Origin of the sequence: Pontiella desulfatans (assembly GCF_900890425.1) — a bacterium.
Classification (GTDB): Bacteria; Verrucomicrobiota; Kiritimatiellia; order Kiritimatiellales; family Pontiellaceae; genus Pontiella; species Pontiella desulfatans.
Genome location: NZ_CAAHFG010000001.1, coordinates 4,352,192 through 4,373,953, shown reverse-complemented (window position 1 = coordinate 4,373,953; position 21,762 = coordinate 4,352,192). Strand labels below are relative to the sequence as shown.

Here is a 21,762-nt window from a genome sequence, read left to right as displayed (position 1 = left end):
CCCGATGCCCCCGCCCGAACTCACCCCCTGCCCGGTCAAAAGGGTGGGTGGGTTGCCGTGTTGGTGTCCTTATGGTGTCCTTATGTTTGCGTGGTGCAGTTCGGACTGTTGAAATCAGTTTCGGTCAGTAGAAGTGCGGAGGTTGGCGTAATGCGCTGGTATTATTGATCTAAGTGGCGGTTTTGTTGGGGAAAGGGTGGTACCCCGGGCGGGACTCGAACCCACTACCTACAGATTAGGAATCTGTCGCTCTGTCCAGGTGAGCTACCGGGGTGCCAAAAGTGGGGGACAGCATCCGAAAAGCGATGCGGAATTGCAATCCCGAAGCCAAAAGAAAACCCGATCCGCAAGGGCGAATCGGGTTTAAAATGGAGCGAGCGAAGAGATTCGAACTCTCGACATTCACCTTGGCAAGGTGAAGCTCTACCACTGAGCTACGCTCGCGTTTTCCTCGAAAGGAGCGCCTATAGTATGCACGGGCGTTCGGTTTGCAAGTCGAAATAATTGGAAAAATCAATCCAAGGCGGCTGTTTTGCCGGAAGTCCGTGTCTTTTATCGGTTTATGCATATTTGGCGGCGGTGGATGGGTAAGCGTTCTTGAAATCCCGGAGGTTGTTTGCTATACATCTCGTCTTTCGGTGAAGGACTAACGGCGGAATGATTATGGAAAACAGCAAAACAAACGGTGCCTTGATCTGGAGCGACCGCTGGCGACTGGGAGCACTTTCCCGGGAGGAGTTGGTCAATATTGGCTTTGTGTCGGTGATTATCGGCTTCCTGTTCGTCTTGTTCCACCTGCTGGGGAACACGGTTGAAAACGTGGGAAGCAAATCGGCGTTCACCTGGATGGTTGCCCGTTGGGGCGACAAGCAGTCGTTCGGGGCGGACTATTCGCACGGCTACCTGATCCCCTTCGTGAGCCTGGCGGTGGTTTGGTATAAGCGCGAGGATTTCTTTGCGGCGCCCAAGCAGATTTGCCAGTGGGGATTATATGTGATTGTTGCCGCGCTGCTGATGCACTGGATGGGCGCGAAGATGCAGCAAACGCGTATTTCCCTGATGAGCTTCATCTTGCTGGCCTGGGGCATCCCGTTCTATTTCTTCGGATGGAGGGTGGCCAAGTTGCTGATCTTTCCCTGCGCCTATCTGATTTTCTGTGTTCCGCTGAACTTCCTGGACGCGTTGTCGGGGCCGTTGCAGCAGATTGCCACGACCATGGCGCATTCGATGCTCGGCGGCATGGGAATCGATTGCGAGCGGGTGGGTACGCAGCTGATCTCGCCCTATTTCCAGTTGAACGTGGAAGCGCCCTGTTCGGGGTTGCGCTCGCTGCTGGCCATGACGGCCCTGACGGCGGTCTATGCCTATTTCACCCAAAAGACCTTCGTGAAAAAATGGTTGCTGTTCCTTTTTTCGATTCCGATCGCGGTGGCGGGTAATATTGGCCGAATCATCTCGATTGCGCTGGTCTCGATTACCGCCGGGCAGCAGTTCGGCACGGGCTTGCACCATGACTGGTCGGGCTACGTTCTCTTCACCGTTTCGATCAGCCTGATGGTTGGATTCGGGAAACTTCTCAACGTCAACTACCTGGAGCTTTTCAGATCATGGAAAAAAGCCTACTTAAGCCATTCCTGAGCATTGTCATCCTGATGACCCTCTCGATCTTTGCGCTCGCCTTCACGGTGGGGGTGGAGTTGAACTTTATCCCGGGGGTCGAGATGAAATTCCCGAGGGAGGTCGAGGGATGGGGTGGCAACCAGCTTAAATTCTGCCATAACCCGGAATTGTGCGCCAAGGACTACAAGGACGCCTCGTACTATATCAGCGATCTCGAAATCCCCGACATCTGTCCGGAATGCGGTGACCGCCTGTTCAACATGGCGCGCGCCGAAAAGGAGCAGCTTCCGGAGGATACCGAGTTCGTGAAGTCGGCCTTCACCAACGATGTTGGAACCCGTCTGTTTGCCTCGATTGTCCTTTCGGGAACGGCCCGCGACAGTATCCATCGTCCGCAGCGCTGTTTGAAGGGGCAGGGCAATACGCTCGATGGCGAATATAATCTCGAGGTTCCGCTGGAAGGCCGCGATCCGCTCAAGGTTCGGGTCATCAAGGCGTCCCGCACCTATCGTACGCCCGATGGGCCGGTTCCCTACTATTCCTTCTATGCCTACTGGTTCGTGGGGCAGGACCGCGAAACGCCTTCGCACTATTCCCGTATGTTTTGGCTGGCCTGGGACCGCGTGGTTCGCAGCACGGCGAATCGCTGGGCCTACATTGCCGTACAGGGCGAGCGCGAGGCCGAGGGGACCGGATACGAAACCAACATCGTTGATTTTGTGCAGCAGGTCTATCCCCACGTACTCACGGAAACCATGCGAACCAAGGCCTACGGGGAGTAATCTTCCCTGCCTTGGAAGTTGCGCAAGCCCGCGGTTTATTTATACTGCGGGCTTTATTTTTGGAAATTGGGGAAAACAAATGTCCGAATCGAACGAAGGAATGGATGTCGGTTATGTCGCGAAACTCGCGTGCATCGACCTGACCGATGAAGAAAAGACGCTCTTCCAGGGGCAGCTCGACCAAGTGCTGCACTATGTCGAGCAGCTCAACGAGCTGGATGTTTCCGGCGTTGAACCGACCGCCCACGCGATCCCCGTGTTCAACGTGCTGCGTAAGGACGTGCCGGGCACCAGCCTCGACCATGAAGACGTCATGGCCAATTTCCCTTCCGCAACCGATGGGCACGTCCGCGTCCCCAAAATCATCGATCAATAGGGTGATAGAACCACTAATCTTCACTAATCAACACTAATTACTGGCAAGGGAGAAAAGTATGCTTGAGCAGGAAGGTTATGATCTGATGGGTGCGGCTTTCGAGGTCTACAATGTTGAAGGGCATGGATTTCTCGAGGATGTTTATCAAGAGTGTATGGAGATTGAACTCGAACTGCGTGAAATCCCTTTTGAATCGCAGTGTGAACTAAAGCTGTTTTACAAAGAACGTCAACTACGCCGAAAATACATCCCCGATTTCTTTGCGTATGGCGAAGTCATCGTGGAAATAAAGGCAGTTAAGAAGCTGTTGCCTGAGCACGAAGCGCAATTGATCAACTATTTGAATGCAACGACGAAGCGCGTCGGATATCTCATTAACTTCGGCAACTCGAACGAACTAGAATGGAAAAGAATCATAATCTGAATTAGTGCAGATTAGTGAAAATTAGTGGTTTGGAAAAAATATGCCTGATCTAAATAAACTCACGATTGCCGAACTCTCCGATAAGCTGGCCGCTGGTGATTGCACCTCGGTTGATATCGTCAACGACGTGCTCGCCTCCATCGATGCCCACGACGGGAAGGTCGGCGCCTACCTGACCCTCGACCGCGAAGATGCGCTGGCGCAAGCCAAGGCCGCCGATGAAAAACGCGCGGCGGGTGGCAGCCACCCGATGCTCGGCATTCCGGTTGCGATCAAGGATCTGCTCAATGTGAAGGGCCAGCCCTGCACCTGTTCCTCGAAAATTCTCGAAGGCTACACCGCGCCCTACGATGCAACGGTCATCGCCAAGCTCCGCGAGGCCGGGGCGGTGTTGCTCGGGCGGGTCAACATGGACGAATTCGCCATGGGCTCGAGCACCGAAAACGCGGCGTTGGGCAAAACCTCCAACCCGTGGAACCTCGATCGCGTCCCCGGCGGTTCCTCCGGCGGTTCCGCCGCCTGCGTGGCGGCCGACGAAGCCATTGCCTCGCTCGGTTCCGATACCGGCGGTTCCATCCGTCAGCCGGCCGCCTTCTGCGGGTGCGTCGGCGTCAAGCCAACCTACGGCCGCGTTTCGCGCTATGGCCTGACGGCCTTTGCTTCGTCGCTCGACCAGATCGGCCCCCTGACCAAAACCGTGAAGGACTCCGCCATCCTGCTCGAGACGCTCTGCGGTCACGACCAACTGGATTCTTCTTCCATTGAGATGGAGGTGCCCGCCTTTTCCCGAAACCTTTCGGGCGACACGTCGTTGGCCGGTCTGAAGCTCGGGTTGCCGAAGGAATTTTTTGTGGAAGGGATGGATCCCGAGATTGAAAAATCCATCCGCGACGCCGTTGAACACTGCAAGGGGCTGGGTGCGGAAATCGTCGATGTCAGTCTTCCGAACGCAAAATATGCCATTGCGGTCTACTACATCATTGCCACGGCCGAGGCTTCGGCCAACCTGGCACGCTTCGACGGCATTCGCTACGGCATGCGACTCGATGGGAAAGACCCGGCGGAGCTTTATGCCAAGACCCGCGCCGCCGGATTCGGCCAGGAGGTGAAGCGGCGCATCATCCTCGGCACCTATGTGCTCAGCAGCGGCTACTACGATGCGTACTATAAAAAGGCCCAGAAAGTCCGGACGCTCATTCGCGACGACTTTACCGAAGCCTTCAAGCGGTGCGATGCCATCCTGGCGCCGGTCACCCCAACCGCCGCCTACAGGAAGGGCGAAAAAACAGACGATCCGCTGAAGATGTATCTCGACGACATCCTCACCACCCCGATCAACCTGGCCGGCAACTGCGCGTTGTCGGTTCCATGCGGCTTCACATCCAACGGCATGCCGATCGGGCTGCAGATCATCGGCGATGCCTTCCGGGAGGAGACCATCCTCAAGGTCGGCCATGCCTACGAGCAAACCACCGGCTGGCACACCCGGCGCCCTGCACTCTAAATTAAGCATTACGGATTACGCATTATGAAATACGAAGCAACGATTGGTTTGGAAACGCATGTGATGCAGAAGACGAACACGAAGATGTTCTGCTCCTGCAAGTATGAATATGGAGCGGAGCCGAACACGCACGTCTGCCCGGTCTGCCTGGGCTATCCCGGGGCGCTGCCGGTCATGAACGAAAAGGCCATCGAGTTGTGCTGCAAGGCCGGACTGTTGCTCGGATGCGAAATCAATCCCAACAGCAAGTGGGACCGCAAGAACTATTTCTACCCCGACATGTCGAAGAACTACCAGATTTCCCAGGCCGACCAACCGCTCTGCATGGGCGGCGAGCTGACGGTCGAGGTGGAAGGGGATATGAAAACCTTCACGCTCGAGCGGATTCATCAGGAGGAAAACGCGGCCAAGAACACGCACGTGGCCGGGGCCAGCCTGGTCGACTACAACCGCGCCGGAACCGCGCTCATGGAAATCGTCTCCAACCCCTGCATGCATTCCGCCGAGGATGCGCTGGCCTACATGGCCGCCGTCAAGCAGATCATGCAATACGGCGGCATCTCCAACTGCGACCAGGAAAAAGGGCAGATGCGCTCCGACGTCAATGTCTCCGTCCGCCCCGAGGGGCAGAAGGAACTTGGGGCCAAGGTCGAGATCAAGAACATGAACTCGTTCGCTTTCATCAAGGATGCCATCGAATACGAGATCGAGCGCCAGATCGCCGTGCTCGAAGCCGGCGGAAAGGTCGATCAGGAAACACGTGGCTACGATCCCGACCGCGGCGAAACCTTTACGCAGCGCACCAAGGAAGATGCGCACGACTACCGCTATTTCCCGGAACCCGACCTGATGCCGGTCCGGGTTTCCGCCGAGCAGATCGAACAGTGGCGTGCCGAGCTTCCGGAGCTGCCGGCCCAGCGCCGCGTGCGCTATGTGTCGGAACTCGGATTGCCCGAATACGATGCCGGCGTGCTGACGGCCGATATGGCCATGTCGGACTATTTCGAAGCAACCATGGCGCACACGAAAAACGCCAAGGCGGTCTCCAACTTTCTCATGGGCGAAATGATGCGCCTGCTTTCCGAGCAGGGTGCCGCGATTGCCGACTGCAAGGTCACCCCCGAAAAGCTGGCCGAAATCATTGCGCTCATCGATGCCAAGACCATCAACACGGGCGGTGGCAAGCAGATCTTCGAAGTCATATTCAACGAGGGCGGGGAGCCTAAGGCCATCATGGAAGAGAAGGGCCTGGCGCAGGTTTCCGACGACTCAGCGCTTGAGGGCTGGGCCGATGACGCCATTGCCAACAACCCGAAGCCGGTCGAGGAATACAAGGCCGGCAACGCCGCCTCCATCAATTTCCTGATGGGGCAGGTGATGAAGGCCAGCCGCGGCAAGGCCAACCCCGGTGCCGTTATGCAGATGCTCAAGCAAAAGCTCGACGGTTAATTCAGTAGAAGGAATTCCAGCGGGCAGCCGTTGCATTTGGGTTTGGTGTTGCAGTGTTCCTTGCAGAGCCGGACGATCAGCGCGTGGTATTCGTTGAAGAGCTCTACGTCTGCCGGAAGATTTTCGGTGAAGAGCTTTGCCACGTCGTCGTACGTTGCTTTTTCACCCATCCACCCATGCCGGGAGCAAATGCGCTTGGTGTAGGCATCCACCACAAAGACCGGGCGCCGGGCGGCGTAGAGCAGGATCGAGTCCGCCGTCTCCGGGCCAACCCCTTTCCAGGAAAGCAATTCCTTGCGCAGGGTGGGGGTGTCGAGCGCGAACAGTGGGTTGAGCGATCCTTCGAATCGCTCCCGGATAACGCCGACCATGCCCTTGATGTAGCCGGATTTTTGGTTGAAATAGCCCGCCGGACGGATCCACTGCGCAATCTCGTCTTGGGATGCGTTTGTGAGGGATTCAACGGTGAGCGCTTCGGCTTTGCGCAGGTTGGCGATCGCCTTCTCCACATTCGTCCACGCCGTGTTTTGCGTCAGGATGGCGCCAAGCATCATTTCCAGTCGCGTTCGCGCCGGCCACCAGTGCTGTTGGCCAAAGCGCTCGAAGAGGGCGTCAAAGGCGGATTGGATCGGAGGGCTCATGTTCCTGGAGGAATTGTTCTTCCCTGTATTTCCGCGCTCCCCGCTGTTGCGCGGTGAAGACATCGAACAGGCTGACCAGGTAGACGGTGCCGGCGATGGAGAGCGGGGCGATGAAGGTGGCGGGCGGCGACACGGCCACATCCTTGAATTCGGGATCAAAGGCCATGGAATAGTAGGCAGCAATGTTGCCCAGCGCCAAAACCATGACCCAGCAAAAGCCAACCAGAAAGCCGGACATGAAGACCGCGCCGGCAACCCAACGCTTCTGCACGAGCTGCCCAAGGCCGGGGCAGGCAAACGCCGATAGCAGGATCGGGACTCTGGATGTCGGTTTCATCGGCCCATATATGGTTCAAACCACCAGCGCTGTCGAGGGGGGCTGCGCCCAGTCCTCAATCCTCTTTTGCTGATGGTGACGGGGAGGGCTCGTTGTCGCCCTGTTTCTTCTTTAGTTTTTCTTCCCTCTTCTTTTTCTTGGCGAGTTCCTTTTGACGCTTTTCGTACGAATAGTTGGGCTTGGCCATGGGGTCTCCTGTTTGATTAATGGAGCACGATAGCGCATGTGTGCACCGTTTCTTGCACTAAAACCGAGCCCTTCTTGGCCAAGCTTATTCGGAAAGTGCGAGACCGTTGCTCTTGAGGAAAGCGCCGAATTCCACATCCAAAACACGGATGTGCTTGAGGAGCCAGTTGATCAGCAGGGTGTCGATCGACTCGGCCAGGATGGCCGTCGGGCCGTCATCGCGGAACTCGCTTTCCATGTCGGCAAGGATGGCCTTGAATTCGTCGTGCTTGGCCTTGTGGGCTTCGAATGCCGGATAGCCATGCGCCTCCATGTTGCGCTCCTCCATCGAAAAATGGAGGTCCGTGTAGTCGATCAGGAAACTGAGCGTGTCCGGAACCTCGTTGGGGCCATGCTGTTCTTCAACGGCTTTGGTCAGGTTGTTGAGGTGCTGTATCAATTCCTTATGCTGGTCGTCGATCAATCCAACGCCAACGGAAAGGTCGTCTGTCCATTTCACTTCGTTCATCTGATGTATCTCCTCCAGGGCCGGTATGGCGGTTAATGGCTGCCACGGTGTCGTGAACCATGAAAACGGAATACCGCCCCTCATGCAATAGAATTGAGGCCTGGTTTTCCATGGGAGAAGCCATCAGGAGGCGCTCCGTCAGTTCTTTCGTTTTCTGGAACGGACGCGGTAGAGCCGTTCCGTGAAGCCACCCTCGTTCTCGAAGGCGTCGGCTTGGGCATCGATCTGGCGGTCGAGGAGATAGCAGGCGAGATTCAGCAGGGAAAGGGCGGCGTTAGCCGCCAGACTGGCGGAGGACAAACACGGACAGTCACCGACCGGCACGGACGAGTCCTTGTCCGTCCTTGATTGTCCGTGTTCGTCCTTCTGTCGCTTTCGCTCTTCGGAAATCCAGTTCTGCACCTCTTCAAGTGTTGAGCAACGCAGTTGCTTGAAGCGCATCAGCACCGGATCTTCCGGTGCCAGCGTGGGTAGGTTCCTTTGCCTCAAAAAATCCTCATAGTCCAGTTTTAGCTCCTCCAGGCTTGCCCGGGCAACGCTCGTCAGTTTCAGCTCAAACTTTTTCGAGGTGCCGGACGCTTGGCTACCCTCGGCAATATTCTGCACGCCTGATCGCGCCGCCTGCACCATCTGATCCACCGTCCGGCTCCGCTTATCGATATAGAGTTCACAAAACCGAACCGTCACATCGTAGGCCAGTTGCGCCACCTGAAAGCTCTTCAGGTTGCGGTACCCGCCGTGTTTTGGAATAAGAGGCTCGTCAGCCATGTCGTTCAGTCCGGTAGAACGTTCAGTTTTTTGCTGTCAGCGGGGTGCGGGTTTGAGATCCTTTTCCGTTCCACCCATGGCGGTGAGTCGTCGACCACTCTCCTGCGCGATCAACGCCTCAAGCCCCTTGCGCACCAGTGTGGTCTTTTCCTTGATCCCCGTCAAACGCACCGCTTCAGCCATGATTCCGTCATCAATATTCAATGTCGTTTTCATACATGCTTGTGTGGGGGAAATGGGTGGGTGTGTCGAGCCGAAACTAGGACAGGCATCCTGCCTGTCCATGCACGAGAAGACCTCAATATCGGCAGGCAGGCTGAAAACCTATCCTACTTTGAATATTGCTTTCTCGAAAGACCATACTTACCTTTTGGCTCGTGAATGGCATCATAGTATAGAACATTAGAATCCATGGAGCCTATGACGTCCCTTTTTAATTGTTCGTCTGCTTTGACACCAAAAATGACCTCTACGATTGGGAATGGTGATTCATCACAATCGTCACAGCACGATTTGTGTATAATTCTATGTTCTCGTTCATATAGCCAATCTGAGGATTTTGTAAGCAAGTACTTTTCCATTACCTTGCCGGCATCTTTGATTGTTTCTTTGATGTGTAGTTCTGGGTAATGAGTGGAGTATTTTACTTCTATCAACAGATCATCATTGTTGCTGTCATCATATCCGACGCATATTCCAGCATGCTTATCCGCATAATGAGACCACATCAGGATAGAATCCCATCGTTCTGAAAAGCAGCAAATGCCATGGCTGGACATCTTCGTTTTGTAAGCGTTGAGTATCGAATGGCAAAGAGCTTGTCGCGACTCGATGTCCGCAATCTTATACTTCCGAATAATGTTTTTCGGATCTTTGCCTGTGAGTTCGTAGCAACCATAGGTGAATTCAATAAACTCATCCACAGTGAAGCTGGATGATACGGGAAAATCGCAGTCGAATGGATCGTTGAATTTTTGTGGAGACGAAAACCAGAGCCTATTTTTAGAGATGGTCTTGAGCTTTGATTCTGCTTCGTTTTGAAATCCTATGTATCTGTAAATCATGCTTGATGCTCCTTAAGCAATTCTACCTGAGCTTGTTTTCGATTCTGATCGGGATTTCCATAGCAATGGCGAATTTCATGTTCACTGATACTGCTCCAGTTTCTCCATCAGCACCTGTTTCATGCGTGGCTTGTCGTCGGGGTAGAGGGAGATGAGGCGTTTGCCTTGTTGCTGGTAGAGTTTTTGTTTCTTGAGCATGCCGATCTTGTAGTCGGCGGTGTTCATGCCCCAATATTCAATGTAGACGTCGAATTCGGGGAGGTAGAAGTCGGGACGGATGGCGTAGCCGTCGAGAATGCGGAAACGCTCATCGTAGCGGTAGCGGATGTTTTCAGCGGAGAGGATCTCTGCAATGAGGCGTTCGCCGTCGGACTGCACCCAGGTTCCATCCTTGGCGCGGATTTTCTTTTGCAGTTCGACCTTCATTTCAAAATTGCGGCGCTCCATGAAAACCTCGTCGAAACAATAGTTGCAGAAGGGGCGCTGGAAAGCCTTTTGCGAACGGGCGAATTCGTCGGGCTCCAGCTCGACACCGCAGCGTTGGCAGCAGTGCACCGCTTGCCTCTCTTCGATTCGGCTCGCTTCTTCGATGATGCCGATGGCGCGTTTGGCGCCATTGTTATTGTATTCCTTTTCGACGGGGCTGATGGCCATGTCGCGCAGGTCGTGGAGGGCTGGTTTTGCGGCGCTACCGTAGGCGGAGAGGGCGCGGACGGCATATTGCCGTACCTGGGGTTTGGCGTCTCGGAGCATCGGAACGAGAGCGGAGACAGCCTTTTCCGCATCGGCCAGCCCGGCCAGCTTGCCGATGGCGGAAGCCGCGAGCCGGCGTACGTTGGCGGCGGGGGAACGTGTTAGCTCAATCAGTTCGGGCAAGGCGGATGGATCGCCGGAGTTGCCGAGTTCCACGGCGCGTTCCCTGAACTGCGTTTCGAGCTTGGAGTCCATCAATGCGCTTCCAACCAGTTCGCCCCCGTCCCGCTCTCGACCAGGATCGGGATTTCCATGGGGATGGCGGATTTCATTTTTTCCTCGATGAGGGGGATGAGCTCGTCGGCTTCGTCTTCGGCAAGGTCGAAGACGAGTTCGTCGTGGACTTGGAGGAGGAGCCGGGTTTTGGCCTTGCGGTCGTCGAGCAGTTTTTGGACGGCGATCATGGCAATCTTGATCATGTCGGCGGCGGTGCCCTGGATGGGGGCGTTGATGGCGTTGCGCTCGGCGCCGGAGCGGACCATCTGGTTGCGGGCGTTGATGTCGCGGATGTAGCGGCGGCGGCCGGTGATGGTTTCGACATATTCGTGCTTCTGGGCGAATTCGATGGTCGAGTCGAGATAGCTCTGCACGCCGGGATAGTTGGCGCGGTATTGCTCGATGATTTCCTGCGCTTCCTTGCGCGGGATGCCGAGGCGCTGGGAGAGCCCGAAGGCGGAGATGCCGTAGATGATGCCAAAGTTAACCATCTTGGCCTTGGAGCGCATTTCGCGGGTCACGTCGTCTTTCGCCACCCCGAAGACGCGGGCGGCGGTGGCGGTGTGGATGTCTTCGCCGTGGATGAACGCCTCGCGCAGGCCCGGATCGCCGGAAAGTTCGGCCATGATGCGCAGCTCGATCTGGGAATAGTCGGAGGCGAGCAGGGTGAAGCCTTCGCGCGGGATGAAGGCGCGGCGGATTTCGCGGCCTTCCTCGGTGCGGATCGGGATGTTCTGGATGTTCGGGTTGACCGACGAGAGGCGGCCGGTGGTGGTGATGGCCTGGCTGAAGGTGGTATGCACGCGGCCGGTTGGCTCGAAGACTTCCTTGGGCAGGGCATCGACATAGGTGCTCTTGAGTTTGGTGAGTCCGCGATGGTCGAGCATCTTGCGGACGATCGGATGGTCGGGCGCCAGGGTGGAGAGCACTTCCTCGTCGGTCTTGTATTGCCCGGTCTTGGTCTTCTTGGGCTTTTCCACCAGTTGGAGCACATCGAACAGCACTTCGCCCACCTGCTTGGGGGAGTTGAGGTTGAACTCCATGCCAGCCAGGGTGTAGACGGCCTTTTCCAGCTCGTCGATCTTGGTGGCGAGCTCTTCGGAATAGTTCCCGAGGGCGGTGGCATCGAGGTTGATGCCGTTGTATTCCATCTGGGCGAGCACCGGCAAAAGCGGCGTTTCGATTTCGTAGAAGGTGCGCTCCTGTCCGCGCTCCTTCAGCATCGGCTTGAGCTTGTGCCATAGCTGGAGGGTGATGTCGGCATCCTCTGCCGCATATTCGCATAGCTCGTCGAGGTCGACGTCGCGCATCGGTTTTTGATCGGTCTTCTTGTCGCCGATGAGGGCGGTGATGGGCACGGGCGAATAATCGAGCAGGGTTTCGGCCATGTGGTTCATGTTGTGCCGCTGGTCGGGGTCGATGAGGTAGTGCGCCAGCATGGTGTCGAGCAGCTCGCCGCGGACTTCGATGCCGTGCCATTTCAGCACGCTGATGTCGTACTTGAGGTTTTGCCCCACCTTGCGGATGTCGGGGTTTTGCAGGATGGGCAGGAACGGTTCAAGCGCCAGCAGCGCCTGCCCGCGGTCGGGGGGCAGGGTGACGAACCACGCTTCGTGCGGTTCAATGCAGAACGAGATGCCGATCAGCTCGGCCACGCGGACGTCAAGGCCGGTGGTTTCGGTGTCGAAGCAAACCAATGCCGTTCCGGCGAGTTTTCCGGCCAGCGCGGCGCGTTCGGCCGCGCTGGTGACGAGGTGGTAGTTGTGTTTCACGTCCTTGATGGTTTTGAAGGCGGGGACGGGTTCCTGCATTTCGGGCTGTTGCGCGGCGGCGAACTCGAACAGGTCGCCCTGGCCGCAGCTGGCGGCGGCAACGGCGACGGAGTTCGGGGTGGGGGATTCGCCGAACAGGCGCTTGATGAGCGATTTGAATTCGAGTTCGGTGAAGAGAACCTTGAGCTGGTCGTCGTTGCGCTGGCCCATCAGGAGTTCTTCGGGGTCTTCCTTCACGGGGACATCGCATTTGATGGTGACGAGCCGTTTGGAGAGCAGGGCCTGGGTTTTGTTTTCCTCAACCTTCTCCTTTTGCTTGCCTTTGAGTTGGTCGGTGTTTTCAAGCAGGTTTTCGATGGAGCCAAATTGGGCAATGAGCTTTTGCGCGGTCTTGGGGCCGATGCCCGGGATGCCGGGGACGTTGTCGGCGGTGTCGCCGGCCAGCCCAAGGATATCGATGACCTGCCCGACCGTTTCAATATTCCACTGCTCGAGGATTTTCGGAACGTCGAGCAGTTCGCCGGACTTCCCGCTACCGGGCTTGAGCATGAAGGTGTGTTCATCGACGAGCTGGGCGTAGTCCTTGTCGGGCGTGACCATGTAGGTGTCGAACCCCTGCCGCTCGGCCTGGCGGGCGAGGGTGCCGATCACATCGTCGGCCTCGAACCCGGGATATTCGAGCACGGGGATGTTGAAGGCGTTGAGCAGGTTGCGGATGTGCGGGACGGCGGTGCGGACGCCTTCGGGCGTTTCGTCGCGCGTGGCCTTGTATTCGGGATATTCCTCGTGGCGGAAGGTGGGGCCGTGGGTGTCGAACGCGACGGCGATATGGGTCGGTTCGTAGGTGTGCATGATGTCGAGCAGGGTGTTGATGAAGCCGAATACCGCCGAAACATTCTCCCCCTTGGAGTTGATGCGCGGGTTGCGAATGAGTCCGAAATAGGCGCGGTAGACCACGGCCATGCCGTCGATCAGGAAAAGTTTTTTCTGCATAGCTGAATCCTTTGGGTTAACCACTAATCTTCACTAATCAGCACTAATCCGTCGTTCAGGAAAAGGATATTAGTGTGAATTAGTGCCGCTAGGGGGTTCCATGGGCATTTTGGGGCTGCTTTTTTGCCATTTCGCCTTTGCCTATCGGGTGGCGTTTCGCTAGATTCCCCGTTCATTTTTCAAACAAACACGGGCTTTCCCCTTGGATTTATAAAGAAAACGGAGATGGATTGATGAGAAAGAAAATTATTGCAGGCAACTGGAAGATGAACAAAACCGTCGGCGAAGCCATTGAACTGGCGAACGCGGTCAAGCTCGAGCTGGCCGATTGCAACGACGTGGACGTTGTTCTCTGCCCTCCGTTCACCGCCCTGAAGTCCGTGAGCGACATTGTTTCCGAAACCCAGATCGCCGTTGGTTCGCAGAACATGTCTTCCGAAGACGAAGGCGCCTACACCGGCGAAATCTGCCACACCATGCTCAAGGAAATCTTCGTGCGCTACGTCATCCTCGGCCACAGCGAACGCCGCGAATACTACAAGGAAACCGATTTCTGGATCAACAAGAAGGTCGTCAAGGCGCTCGAAAAGAACCTGCGCCCGATCCTCTGCGTGGGCGAAACCCTCGAAGACCGCGAAGCCGGCAACACCGAAAAGGTGGTTGAGGTGCAGGTGCGCGAAGGCCTCAAGGATGTCGACGCCGCCGCCTTCACCGAGCTCGTCATTGCGTACGAGCCTGTTTGGGCCATCGGAACCGGCAAGGTTGCCACCGCCCAGCAGGCACAGGACGTGCACGCGTTCATCCGCGGTATTGTTAAGGACATGGTTGGCGCGGAAGCCGCCGACGCCGTCCGCATCCAGTATGGCGGTTCCATGAAGCCGGACAACGCAGTGGAACTGCTTGGCCAGCCCGATATCGACGGCGGCCTGATTGGTGGCGCAGCGCTGGACGCGACTTCGTTCGCGGCCATCGTTAAAGCCGCCATATAATTGAACAAAGGAAACGAAGATGATCTTTCTAAAGGCACTGTTTATTGTAATCGAGGTCATATGCTGCCTCCTGTTGATTGGCCTGGTGCTGCTGCAGAAGTCGAAGAGCGAAGGCCTTGGCCTAGCATTCGGCGCAGGTGCGGGCGAATCGATGTTCGGTGCGCGCGCCGGCAATGTGCTCTCCAAGGCAACCGTCGTCATCGGCGCTGTTTTCATTGCGAGCTCGCTGATTCTCAGCGTCATGTTCGCCCAGCAGGAAACCACCCTCATGGGGGGTGTGGAAAGCGATCCGGTACAGCCCGTGGCGGTGCAGCCCGGCCTGATCGAAGGGTTGGATACGGGGGCGCCGGCGACGGAGGGTGCTCCAGCGGAGACGCTTCCGGCCCAGCCCGCGCAGCCGGCAGAATAACGGATTTGTTCCACTAGATGGGTCTGCAAATGAACAAGCTCCCCCTAACTGCCATCGCGGCGTTTGCGGGGAGTTTGCTGTTGTCTGGATGCGGCGACGGGAACCTCGGGGCCCGCGAGGCCAACGGCGAGGTTGTTGCATACAGCAGTACGCACCGCATCACGGGGCTTGATCCGGCAACGTCGAGCTCGGTCGATGCCTCGCTCGCGATCTCGCGGATCTACGAAGGCCTGCTTCAATACGACTATCTGGCGCGGCCCTATAAGGTGGTTCCCTCGCTGGCGGAGTCGATGCCCGAGGTTTCCGAAGACGGGCTGGTCTATACCTTCAAGATCCGCAAGGGCATCTATTTCCAGGACGATCCCTGTTTTCCGGATGGAAAGGGGCGCGAACTGACGGCGCGCGATTTCGACTATTCGCTCAAGCGCGTCGCCGACGTGAAGAACGCATCGCCCGGTTTCTGGGCCTTCAGCGGCCGCATCAAGGGTATCGACGATTTCCACAAGGCCTCCCAGTCGCCGGAGCCGACCGACTACGAAATGCCGGTGGCGGGGCTCAAGGTTTTGGACCCGTACACCTTGCAGGTCGTCCTGAACGAACCCTATCCGCAACTGCTCTACATTCTAACGATGCACTATTCGTTCGTCGTGCCTCGCGAGGCGGTCGAACTCTACGGCAAGAAACTCACCAACCATCCGGTCGGCACCGGCCCATACCGCCTGGTGGAGTGGCGCCGCAACTCGCGCATCGAGTTCGAGCGCAATCCCAAGTGGGCCGAGACCGGGCGCGTGGAAACCTATCCTTCCGCCGCCTCGCCGGAATTCGAGGCCAAGGGCTTGCTGAGGGATGCCGGGCTGCAGATCCCGTTCAACGACCGGATCATCCAGTATGTGATCGACGACACCAGCACCTCGTGGATGATGTTCCTCTCCGGCCAGCTCGACTCCTCCGCCATTTCGCCGGACAACTGGGACGCGGTCGTGACGCCCTCCAAAAGCCTGACCGGTACGCTGGAAAAGCGCGGCATCGAGCTGATTTCCTCGCCCTACACCGCGGTTTACTACATGGGCTTCAACTGGGACGATGCGCTGGTGGGGTTCAGCGAGGATCCAGAACAGAACGAACGCAATAAAAAACTGCGCCAGGCGCTCAGCTGCGCCTACGAGTTCGACCTGATGAACACCTTCATGAACAACCGGCTCTATCCACTCAACGGGCCCATCCCGACCCCGTTGGCCGGCAACCTGACCGAACCTTCGCCCTACCTTTTCAATCTCGAAAAAGCCGCGAAGCTTCTGGCCGAGGCCGGCTATCCCGAGGGGATCGACAGCAAGACCGGCCGGCGGCTTGAGCTCGTCATCGAGCTGGGCAGCGCCGACACCAATACGCGGCAGTCGATGGAACTCATGGCCGACATGTACCAGAAAATCGGCGTCGTCTTGAAAACCAACTACAACACCTGGCCCGCCTTCATCGAAAAACTCAACCGCCGCCAGGCCCAGTTGTTCCGTCTGGCCTGGGTGGCCGACTATCCCGATGCGGAAAACTTTCTCGCGCTTTTCTACAGCAAGAACGCGTCGCCGGGGCCGAACCACGCCAACTACCGCAATGCCGAGATCGACCGCATGTATGAGCAGATCCGCGTCATGCCCGATTCGCCGGAGCGCACCGCGATCTACGAGAAGATGGCGAAGATCATTGTCGAGGAAGCGCCGTGGGTCTTCCAGTACCAGCCCATGAGCTTTGCGGTGAAGCACAGCTGGATCGAAAACTATGTCTCGCACGACTATCCCTACGGCATGGGCCGATTCCGCCGCGTCAACACCGCGACGCGCTCGGAATGGATGAAGTCGTACGGCAAGGATAAGCTGGATATGGCGGGGCAGGAATAAGGGATGCTGAACTATATCCTCAAGCGAATCTGGCAGATGGTGCCCACGGTGGTCGGCGTGGTCTTGCTCACCTTCATTCTTTTCAACGTGGTGGGTGGCGACCTCGCCGCGATCGCGCTCGGCAAGAAGGTTTCCCTCCAATCGTTGGAAGCGTTCGACGAGCAGCGCGGCCTCAACAAACCACTCTTTTTCGGAACCCGCGCCACCAGCCGCGCCTACGAAGACCAAGACCTCGCAGAAGGGGCGGGGCGCTGGCGCAGCTGGAGCAACGCGCTCTACTCCGCCGAAACCGCTTCCGTTTCCATCCAGCCCAACGCAAAAATCGACCCGCTTGCGTTTCCTTTGGAGTCCGGGGCGGAGTTCGTGTGGCAGGTCACCTACCGCGGCGCCGGCTCGCTGGCCGGCGGCGCGCTGGCCTCCGCCGATTGGAAAAGCGCGAAGATCCGTTTCAAGGGATCGGAAGAGGGTGGCTTCGCCACCGGAGCCGAAGGGCTCGAAATCAAGAAGCTCAAGCTGCGCAAGGTCATGAAGAATCCGTTCGACTCGCAGCTCTGGTTCTACGTCAAACAGCTCGCCCGCGGCGACATGGGCTATTCCGAAAGCCTGAAACAACCCGTTTCCAAGCTGCTTAAGGACGGTGTGCTGCCTTCGCTTTCCCTGACGATTCCCATTTTTCTCATCGGCATCGTGCTCTCGGTGAGCCTTTCGCTCGTCTGCGCCTTTTTCCGCGACACCTTCATCGACCGTTTCCTGGTCATGTTTTCCGTGGCGCTGATGAGCATCAACTATCTGGTCTACATCGTGGCGGGCCAATATTTCCTGGCCTACAAGCAAGGGCTGTTTCCGGTTTGGGGCTTCGAGTCGGCGCGCTATCTGGTGCTGCCCGTCCTCATCGGCGTTATCAGCGGCCTCGGCGCAAACATCCGCTTCTACCGCACGGTGATGCTCGACGAAATGTATAAGGACTATGTCCGCACCGCCTTCGCCAAGGGCGTCGCCAAGCCGCGCGTCCTCTTCGTGCATGTGCTGAAGAACGCCATGATCCCGATCATTACCAATGTCGTGATTGCCATTCCATACCTCTATACCGGCTCGCTGTTGCTCGAAAGCTTCTTCGGCATTCCGGGCCTCGGCTATCTCAGCATCAACGCCATTCTCGCGGCGGATATCGACGTCATCCGCGCCATCGTTCTGATCGGCGCGATGCTGTTCGTGGCCTGCAACCTTTTAACCGACATCTGCTACGCGCTGGCCGACCCGCGCGTGAAATTGAAATAAAACCATGGCGACTGCAAAAGGACAGAGTTTATGGGGCGATGCCTGGCGGCGGTTGAGAAAAAACCGCATTGCCATGGTCTGCCTGGGATTGGTGGCGTTCTTCACGCTGCTGGCCGTGTACGGCGAGATCCTCCATCAATACTACGAGATCCGTGACATTACGCCCTCCTACCAGAAAACCAATCTCGACATCGCCTTCCAACCGCCGGGCAAGGCCCATTGGATGGGTACCGACGGACTCGGGCGCGATGTCATGGCCCGTCTGGTGCAAGGCGTATGCATTGCCTACAAGGTCGGCATCATCACTTCGCTCATCGCCATTCCGATCGGCGTCTTCTTCGGCTGCATCGCCGGATATTTCGGCGGCAAGGTGGACGACTTTGTGGTCTGGCTCTATTCCACCTTCGCCTCCATGCCCGGATTGCTGTTCATTCTCGCCATCGCCATGGTGGTGGGCAAGGGACTGCTCGGCATCTACCTCGGCATCGGCCTCACCACCTGGGTCGGCATCTGCCGCCTGATCCGCGGCGAGGTGATCAAGCACAAGGGCCAAACCTATGTGCAGGCCGCCCAGGCGCTCGGCCTCGGCAACGGACGCATCATTTTCAAGCATATCCTTCCCAACGTCATGCACGTGGTCATCGTCACCTTCACGCTGCGCTTCCCGGCGGCGGTCGGAACCGAGGTGTTCCTGAGCTTCCTCGGCATCGGCGTGCAGGACCAACCCTCGTGGGGGCTGATGATCAACAATGCCCGCATGCGCCTCTGGCAGGGCATGTGGTGGGAAATGACCTTCGTGACGATCGCCGTCTTCCTGCTCGTACTCGCATTCAACCTGCTTGGCGACGCCCTGCGCGACGCCCTCGACCCCCGGCTCAATGACTGATTCAAACAACATCTTGGAAGTGGAACACCTTTCCCTGCACTTCGGGCGGGGCGAAGGACTGGTGAAGGCCATCGACGACGTTTCGTTCACCGTCGCCAAAGGCGAGACCGTGGCGCTGGTCGGCGAGTCCGGCAGCGGAAAAAGCATGAGTGCGCTCTCCCTCACCGGCCTGGTCCCGCGCGTCGCCCGCATCGAAGGCGGAAAGGTCATCTTCGGCGGCCAGGATTTGCTGACGCTCAACGAACGCGAGCTGCGCGAAATCCGCGGCAGCCGCATCTCCTATATTTTCCAGGAGCCGATGGTCTCCTTCAACCCCGTTTTCACGATTGGCTGGCAGATTGAAGAGGCGCTCAAGCTCCACCGCAAGGGCATCGAGCGCAAGGCCGAGGTGGAGCGGTTGCTCGACATCGTCCATCTGCCATCCCGACTGGCCGAGGCCTACCCGCACCAAATGAGCGGCGGTCAGTTGCAACGCTGCATGATTGCCATGGCGCTGGCCTGCTCGCCCGACCTGCTCGTGGCCGACGAGCCAACCACCGCGCTTGATGTGACCGTACAGCGCGAAATCCTCAACCTCCTCGCCGAACTCAGCGAAAAGACCGGGCAGTCGGTGCTGATGATCACCCACAACTTTGGAATCGTGGCCGACCTCGCCGATCGTGTCTATGTTATGCAAAAGGGCAAGGTGGTCGAAGAGGGAACCACCAGCCAGGTGCTCTACGACCCGCAGCACCAATATACCAAGCAACTCATGGCCGCCGTCCCGCGCCTGCATCCCAAGGAAGGAGGAGGGGTCGGTCCTCGGATTTAAGCTAACTTAAATCCGAGGACCGACCCCTAATGAGTGAACCACTTACTTACAGTTGAAAACCTGAACGTCATCTATGGCCACGGACGCGATGCGGTCCATGCCGTGAAGGATGTCACGTTCCATATCAAGCCCGGAGAAATTTTCGGCCTTGTTGGCGAAAGCGGCTGCGGCAAGAGTTCGCTTGGCAAGACCATCATCCGAATCAATGCGCCTTCCTCCGGTACCATCGATTATAAGGGCGTCGATGTTGCGTCGCTGAAAGGCAAGGAGCTGAAAACCTATCGGCAGGAAGTGCAGATGGTTTTCCAGGACCCCTACGGATCGCTCAACGCCCGCATGAAGGTCGGCAGTGCGATCGTTGATGTTTTGGAGGTGCACAAGATCGGGGCCAACACGGCGGAACGCCGCGAACGGGTCACCGAACTGTTCGAATCCGTCGGGTTGAACAAGGATTGGGCCTGGCGCTATCCGCACGAGTTTTCGGGTGGCCAGCGCCAGCGCATTTGCATTGCCCGCGCGCTTGCGCTCAATCCGGATCTGCTGGTGGCCGACGAACCCGTTTCCGCGCTCGATGTTTCCGTTCAGGCCGAAATCCTCAAGCTACTTGAAGAGTTGCGTTCCAAGCACAATCTCGCCTTCCTGTTCGTGAGCCACGACCTCGCCGTTGTCCGCAACCTTTGCGACCGCGTGGCGGTCATGTATAACGGCGAAATTGTCGAGATGGGCGATGTCGCCGATGTCATCGACAACCCGCAGCACGAATACACCCGCAAGCTCCTCGCCGCCGTCCCGTCGTTTTAAGCGAAGAGGTTTGTCGTCCCGCCTTTAGGCGGCCGCCCCAAGGCGATACTACGAACCTATTTTCCGCAGCGCCTTGATGCGTTCGAGGACGGGCGGGTGGGAATATTCCAGGAAAACCTTGAGCGGATGGGGCGTGAGGTTGGAGAGGTTGTCGACCGAAAGCTTCTTGAGTGCGCTGATCATTTTCCCCGGGGCCTGGGTGGTTTCCGCCGCATAGGCATCGGCCTCGAACTCGTGCTTGCGCGAGAGCATGTTCCCAAGCAGGCCGAGAATCATGCTGATGGGGGCGTAGAGGAAGCCGAAGAAGAAGAGCCCGGCATAGAGTGGGGTGCCTTCGATTCCAAATGCGGCGTAGAGCCCCTCCTTGCTGATGAACAACGAGAGGATGAAAAACATCAGCAGCGTGGAGGCCATGGAAATGGCGATCCCTTTTTTGACGTGGCCGCGCTTGCAATGCCCAATCTCGTGGGCGAGCACGCCGACGAGTTCTTCGGTGGAATGGTTTTCGATGAGCGTGTCGTAGAGGGCAATGCGCTTGGTTTTGCCAAAGCCGGTGAAATAGGCGTTGGATTTGGTGGAGCGTTTGGAACCGTCGATCTTGAAGATGCCGCTCAGGGTATAGTTCTGTGCGGCGGCATAGTCTTCGATGGATGAGCGAAGCTCGCCTTCCTCCAGCGGGACAAACTTGTTGAAGAGCGGGAAGATGACGACCGGCGCAATGAACATGATGAAGATCTGTATGGCGCTGAGCGCAACCCAGGCCCACAGCCAGGCGAGCTCCACCGAGGATAAGATCCAAAGGACGAGCGCAAAGATCGGGCCGCCGAGCAGGACGGTGAGCAGGAGGCCCTTGAGGATGTCGGCCACAAAGGTTTTCACCGTGGTTTTGTTGAACCCGTATTTTTCTTCGAGCACGAAGGTGTCGTAGATGCCGAAGGGCAGTCCAACGAGTTGGCCGATCGCCATGAGGATGCCGCCAAACACGAGTCCTTGGATAATCATGTTATCGGAGGTGGCCTGGGCAATGTCGTTGATCCAGCGGAAACCGCCCAGCAGGATGAAGGCAACGGTGAGCGGAAGCATGATGGCGGCCTGAATCTGGCCGAAGCGGGTGTTGTCTTTCAGGTAGCGTTGCGACTTGGCATATTTTTCGTCGTCGTAGATGCCGTGGAATTCGTCCGGAATCTCGGTGGTGACGTTGCGTATGTTGAGGGTTTCGACGATGAGTGAAAGCAGCCAGTTGAATGCCATCAGTGCGAGGATGAAAATGAGATAGCTGTTCATGGATGGGTTCCTTTCTGCG

At 57.4% G+C, this 21,762-nt stretch carries 23 protein-coding genes and 2 tRNA genes; 13 read left to right on the top strand and 12 right to left on the bottom strand.

The genetic code is table 11. The features are described 5' to 3' along the window. Nucleotides 1-197: 197 nt before the first annotated feature. Nucleotides 198-274, bottom strand: a tRNA-Arg gene (locus E9954_RS15700). 95 nt (nucleotides 275-369) lie between these two features. Continuing rightward, nucleotides 370-444: transfer RNA gene (locus E9954_RS15695), tRNA-Gly, on the bottom strand. A gap of 219 nt (nucleotides 445-663) precedes the next feature. Here E9954_RS15695 and E9954_RS15690 point away from each other — a divergent pair. The 6 genes from E9954_RS15690 to gatB all read left to right on the top strand — a co-directional run bounded on the left by E9954_RS15690 (nucleotide 664) and on the right by gatB (nucleotide 6,155). Further along, nucleotides 664-1,638: an exosortase/archaeosortase family protein gene (locus E9954_RS15690; protein ID WP_168442304.1), complete on the top strand. Its 975-nt coding sequence runs from the start codon at nucleotides 664-666 to the stop codon at nucleotides 1,636-1,638. Further along, nucleotides 1,608-2,402: an exosortase-associated EpsI family protein gene (locus tag E9954_RS15685; RefSeq protein ID WP_136080082.1), complete on the top strand. Its 795-nt coding sequence runs from the start codon at nucleotides 1,608-1,610 to the stop codon at nucleotides 2,400-2,402. The genes E9954_RS15690 and E9954_RS15685 overlap by 31 nt, the downstream gene beginning before the upstream one ends. 79 nt (nucleotides 2,403-2,481) lie before the next feature. Continuing rightward, nucleotides 2,482-2,778, top strand: a complete 297-nt coding sequence (gene gatC, locus E9954_RS15680) for an Asp-tRNA(Asn)/Glu-tRNA(Gln) amidotransferase subunit GatC (RefSeq protein WP_136080081.1) — start codon at nucleotides 2,482-2,484, stop codon at nucleotides 2,776-2,778. 58 nt (nucleotides 2,779-2,836) lie between these two features. Further along, nucleotides 2,837-3,202 carry a GxxExxY protein gene (locus E9954_RS15675; RefSeq protein ID WP_136080080.1) on the top strand — a complete coding sequence of 122 codons (366 nt, stop codon included), beginning with the start codon at nucleotides 2,837-2,839 and terminating at the stop codon, nucleotides 3,200-3,202. 40 nt (nucleotides 3,203-3,242) lie between these two features. After that, nucleotides 3,243-4,706 (top strand): Asp-tRNA(Asn)/Glu-tRNA(Gln) amidotransferase subunit GatA, encoded by a 1,464-nt coding sequence (gene gatA / locus E9954_RS15670; RefSeq protein WP_136080079.1) that lies wholly within the window; start codon nucleotides 3,243-3,245, stop codon nucleotides 4,704-4,706. 24 nt (nucleotides 4,707-4,730) lie between these two features. Then, complete coding sequence (gene gatB, locus E9954_RS15665; RefSeq protein ID WP_136080078.1) at nucleotides 4,731-6,155, top strand: Asp-tRNA(Asn)/Glu-tRNA(Gln) amidotransferase subunit GatB; 1,425 nt, start codon at nucleotides 4,731-4,733, stop codon at nucleotides 6,153-6,155. Here the strand turns inward: gatB and E9954_RS15660 are convergent. From E9954_RS15660 to polA, 9 genes are all read right to left on the bottom strand, one after another. Beyond that, nucleotides 6,152-6,796, bottom strand: coding sequence for an endonuclease III domain-containing protein (locus E9954_RS15660; RefSeq protein ID WP_136080077.1), 645 nt, complete (start codon nucleotides 6,794-6,796; stop codon nucleotides 6,152-6,154). The genes gatB and E9954_RS15660 overlap by 4 nt on opposite strands. After that, complete coding sequence (locus E9954_RS15655; protein WP_136080076.1) at nucleotides 6,768-7,133, bottom strand: hypothetical protein; 366 nt, start codon at nucleotides 7,131-7,133, stop codon at nucleotides 6,768-6,770. The genes E9954_RS15660 and E9954_RS15655 overlap by 29 nt, the downstream gene beginning before the upstream one ends. A gap of 55 nt (nucleotides 7,134-7,188) precedes the next feature. After that, nucleotides 7,189-7,320 (bottom strand): hypothetical protein, encoded by a 132-nt coding sequence (locus tag E9954_RS33500; protein WP_281281225.1) that lies wholly within the window; start codon nucleotides 7,318-7,320, stop codon nucleotides 7,189-7,191. A gap of 84 nt (nucleotides 7,321-7,404) precedes the next feature. Next, on the bottom strand, nucleotides 7,405-7,827 hold the full coding sequence (locus E9954_RS15650; protein WP_168442303.1) for a bacteriohemerythrin: 423 nt from the start codon (nucleotides 7,825-7,827) through the stop codon (nucleotides 7,405-7,407). Between the two features lie 138 nt (nucleotides 7,828-7,965). After that, on the bottom strand, nucleotides 7,966-8,595 hold the full coding sequence (locus E9954_RS15645) for a four helix bundle suffix domain-containing protein (RefSeq protein ID WP_136080074.1): 630 nt from the start codon (nucleotides 8,593-8,595) through the stop codon (nucleotides 7,966-7,968). Nucleotides 8,596-8,631: 36 nt separating this feature from the next. After that, nucleotides 8,632-8,811 carry a type II toxin-antitoxin system VapB family antitoxin gene (locus E9954_RS15640; protein ID WP_136080073.1) on the bottom strand — a complete coding sequence of 60 codons (180 nt, stop codon included), beginning with the start codon at nucleotides 8,809-8,811 and terminating at the stop codon, nucleotides 8,632-8,634. A 113-nt stretch (nucleotides 8,812-8,924) separates the two neighbouring features. Then, nucleotides 8,925-9,659 (bottom strand): DUF2971 domain-containing protein, encoded by a 735-nt coding sequence (locus tag E9954_RS15635; protein WP_136080072.1) that lies wholly within the window; start codon nucleotides 9,657-9,659, stop codon nucleotides 8,925-8,927. Nucleotides 9,660-9,740: 81 nt separating this feature from the next. Beyond that, nucleotides 9,741-10,607 (bottom strand): HEAT repeat domain-containing protein, encoded by an 867-nt coding sequence (locus tag E9954_RS15630; protein WP_136080071.1) that lies wholly within the window; start codon nucleotides 10,605-10,607, stop codon nucleotides 9,741-9,743. Further along, the gene (gene polA / locus E9954_RS15625; protein WP_136080070.1) at nucleotides 10,607-13,393 is read right to left on the bottom strand and encodes a DNA polymerase I; all 2,787 of its coding nucleotides are present in this window, start codon (nucleotides 13,391-13,393) and stop codon (nucleotides 10,607-10,609) included. Before polA ends, E9954_RS15630 begins: the two co-directional genes overlap by 1 nt. Nucleotides 13,394-13,626: 233 nt before the next feature. Here polA and tpiA point away from each other — a divergent pair, with 233 nt between their 5' ends. Genes tpiA through E9954_RS33040 form a run of 7 tightly spaced genes read left to right on the top strand, consistent with a single transcriptional unit; the run spans nucleotide 13,627 to nucleotide 20,459 of the window. Further along, nucleotides 13,627-14,382 carry a triose-phosphate isomerase gene (tpiA, locus tag E9954_RS15620; RefSeq protein WP_136080069.1) on the top strand — a complete coding sequence of 252 codons (756 nt, stop codon included), beginning with the start codon at nucleotides 13,627-13,629 and terminating at the stop codon, nucleotides 14,380-14,382. Between the two features lie 19 nt (nucleotides 14,383-14,401). After that, nucleotides 14,402-14,791 (top strand): preprotein translocase subunit SecG, encoded by a 390-nt coding sequence (secG, locus tag E9954_RS15615; RefSeq protein ID WP_136080068.1) that lies wholly within the window; start codon nucleotides 14,402-14,404, stop codon nucleotides 14,789-14,791. A 29-nt stretch (nucleotides 14,792-14,820) separates the two neighbouring features. Next, nucleotides 14,821-16,683 (top strand): ABC transporter substrate-binding protein, encoded by a 1,863-nt coding sequence (locus E9954_RS15610; protein ID WP_168442302.1) that lies wholly within the window; start codon nucleotides 14,821-14,823, stop codon nucleotides 16,681-16,683. A 3-nt stretch (nucleotides 16,684-16,686) separates the two neighbouring features. After that, entirely contained in the window at nucleotides 16,687-17,961 is a 1,275-nt protein-coding gene (locus tag E9954_RS15605) for an ABC transporter permease (RefSeq protein ID WP_136080066.1), read from the top strand. A 4-nt stretch (nucleotides 17,962-17,965) separates the two neighbouring features. Then, nucleotides 17,966-18,847 carry an ABC transporter permease gene (locus E9954_RS15600; RefSeq protein ID WP_136080065.1) on the top strand — a complete coding sequence of 294 codons (882 nt, stop codon included), beginning with the start codon at nucleotides 17,966-17,968 and terminating at the stop codon, nucleotides 18,845-18,847. Further along, on the top strand, nucleotides 18,840-19,658 hold the full coding sequence (locus E9954_RS33045) for an ABC transporter ATP-binding protein (protein ID WP_222847195.1): 819 nt from the start codon (nucleotides 18,840-18,842) through the stop codon (nucleotides 19,656-19,658). Before E9954_RS15600 ends, E9954_RS33045 begins: the two co-directional genes overlap by 8 nt. A gap of 33 nt (nucleotides 19,659-19,691) precedes the next feature. Further along, nucleotides 19,692-20,459 (top strand): ATP-binding cassette domain-containing protein, encoded by a 768-nt coding sequence (locus tag E9954_RS33040; protein WP_222847194.1) that lies wholly within the window; start codon nucleotides 19,692-19,694, stop codon nucleotides 20,457-20,459. A 48-nt stretch (nucleotides 20,460-20,507) separates the two neighbouring features. On the opposite strand, the gene E9954_RS15590 is transcribed toward E9954_RS33040, so the two are convergent. Then, the gene (locus E9954_RS15590; RefSeq protein ID WP_136080064.1) at nucleotides 20,508-21,743 is read right to left on the bottom strand and encodes a M48 family metallopeptidase; all 1,236 of its coding nucleotides are present in this window, start codon (nucleotides 21,741-21,743) and stop codon (nucleotides 20,508-20,510) included. Nucleotides 21,744-21,762 lie beyond the last annotated feature (19 nt).

Excerpts from the sequence above, each read along its gene's own strand:
- E9954_RS15690 (WP_168442304.1), top strand. The coding sequence starts at position 664 with ATGGAAAACAGCAAAACAAACGGTGCCTTGATCTGGAGCGACCGCTGG.
- E9954_RS15685 (WP_136080082.1), top strand. The coding sequence starts at position 1,608 with ATGGAAAAAAGCCTACTTAAGCCATTCCTGAGCATTGTCATCCTGATG.
- gatC (WP_136080081.1), top strand. The coding sequence starts at position 2,482 with ATGTCCGAATCGAACGAAGGAATGGATGTCGGTTATGTCGCGAAACTC.
- E9954_RS15675 (WP_136080080.1), top strand. The coding sequence starts at position 2,837 with ATGCTTGAGCAGGAAGGTTATGATCTGATGGGTGCGGCTTTCGAGGTC.
- gatA (WP_136080079.1), top strand. The coding sequence starts at position 3,243 with ATGCCTGATCTAAATAAACTCACGATTGCCGAACTCTCCGATAAGCTG.
- gatB (WP_136080078.1), top strand. The coding sequence starts at position 4,731 with ATGAAATACGAAGCAACGATTGGTTTGGAAACGCATGTGATGCAGAAG.
- E9954_RS15660 (WP_136080077.1), bottom strand. The coding sequence starts at position 6,796 with ATGAGCCCTCCGATCCAATCCGCCTTTGACGCCCTCTTCGAGCGCTTT.
- E9954_RS15655 (WP_136080076.1), bottom strand. The coding sequence starts at position 7,133 with ATGAAACCGACATCCAGAGTCCCGATCCTGCTATCGGCGTTTGCCTGC.
- E9954_RS33500 (WP_281281225.1), bottom strand. The coding sequence starts at position 7,320 with ATGGCCAAGCCCAACTATTCGTACGAAAAGCGTCAAAAGGAACTCGCC.
- E9954_RS15650 (WP_168442303.1), bottom strand. The coding sequence starts at position 7,827 with ATGAACGAAGTGAAATGGACAGACGACCTTTCCGTTGGCGTTGGATTG.
- E9954_RS15645 (WP_136080074.1), bottom strand. The coding sequence starts at position 8,595 with ATGGCTGACGAGCCTCTTATTCCAAAACACGGCGGGTACCGCAACCTG.
- E9954_RS15640 (WP_136080073.1), bottom strand. The coding sequence starts at position 8,811 with ATGAAAACGACATTGAATATTGATGACGGAATCATGGCTGAAGCGGTG.
- E9954_RS15635 (WP_136080072.1), bottom strand. The coding sequence starts at position 9,659 with ATGATTTACAGATACATAGGATTTCAAAACGAAGCAGAATCAAAGCTC.
- E9954_RS15630 (WP_136080071.1), bottom strand. The coding sequence starts at position 10,607 with ATGGACTCCAAGCTCGAAACGCAGTTCAGGGAACGCGCCGTGGAACTC.
- polA (WP_136080070.1), bottom strand. The coding sequence starts at position 13,393 with ATGCAGAAAAAACTTTTCCTGATCGACGGCATGGCCGTGGTCTACCGC.
- tpiA (WP_136080069.1), top strand. The coding sequence starts at position 13,627 with ATGAGAAAGAAAATTATTGCAGGCAACTGGAAGATGAACAAAACCGTC.
- secG (WP_136080068.1), top strand. The coding sequence starts at position 14,402 with ATGATCTTTCTAAAGGCACTGTTTATTGTAATCGAGGTCATATGCTGC.
- E9954_RS15610 (WP_168442302.1), top strand. The coding sequence starts at position 14,821 with ATGAACAAGCTCCCCCTAACTGCCATCGCGGCGTTTGCGGGGAGTTTG.
- E9954_RS15605 (WP_136080066.1), top strand. The coding sequence starts at position 16,687 with ATGCTGAACTATATCCTCAAGCGAATCTGGCAGATGGTGCCCACGGTG.
- E9954_RS15600 (WP_136080065.1), top strand. The coding sequence starts at position 17,966 with ATGGCGACTGCAAAAGGACAGAGTTTATGGGGCGATGCCTGGCGGCGG.
- E9954_RS33045 (WP_222847195.1), top strand. The coding sequence starts at position 18,840 with ATGACTGATTCAAACAACATCTTGGAAGTGGAACACCTTTCCCTGCAC.
- E9954_RS15590 (WP_136080064.1), bottom strand. The coding sequence starts at position 21,743 with ATGAACAGCTATCTCATTTTCATCCTCGCACTGATGGCATTCAACTGG.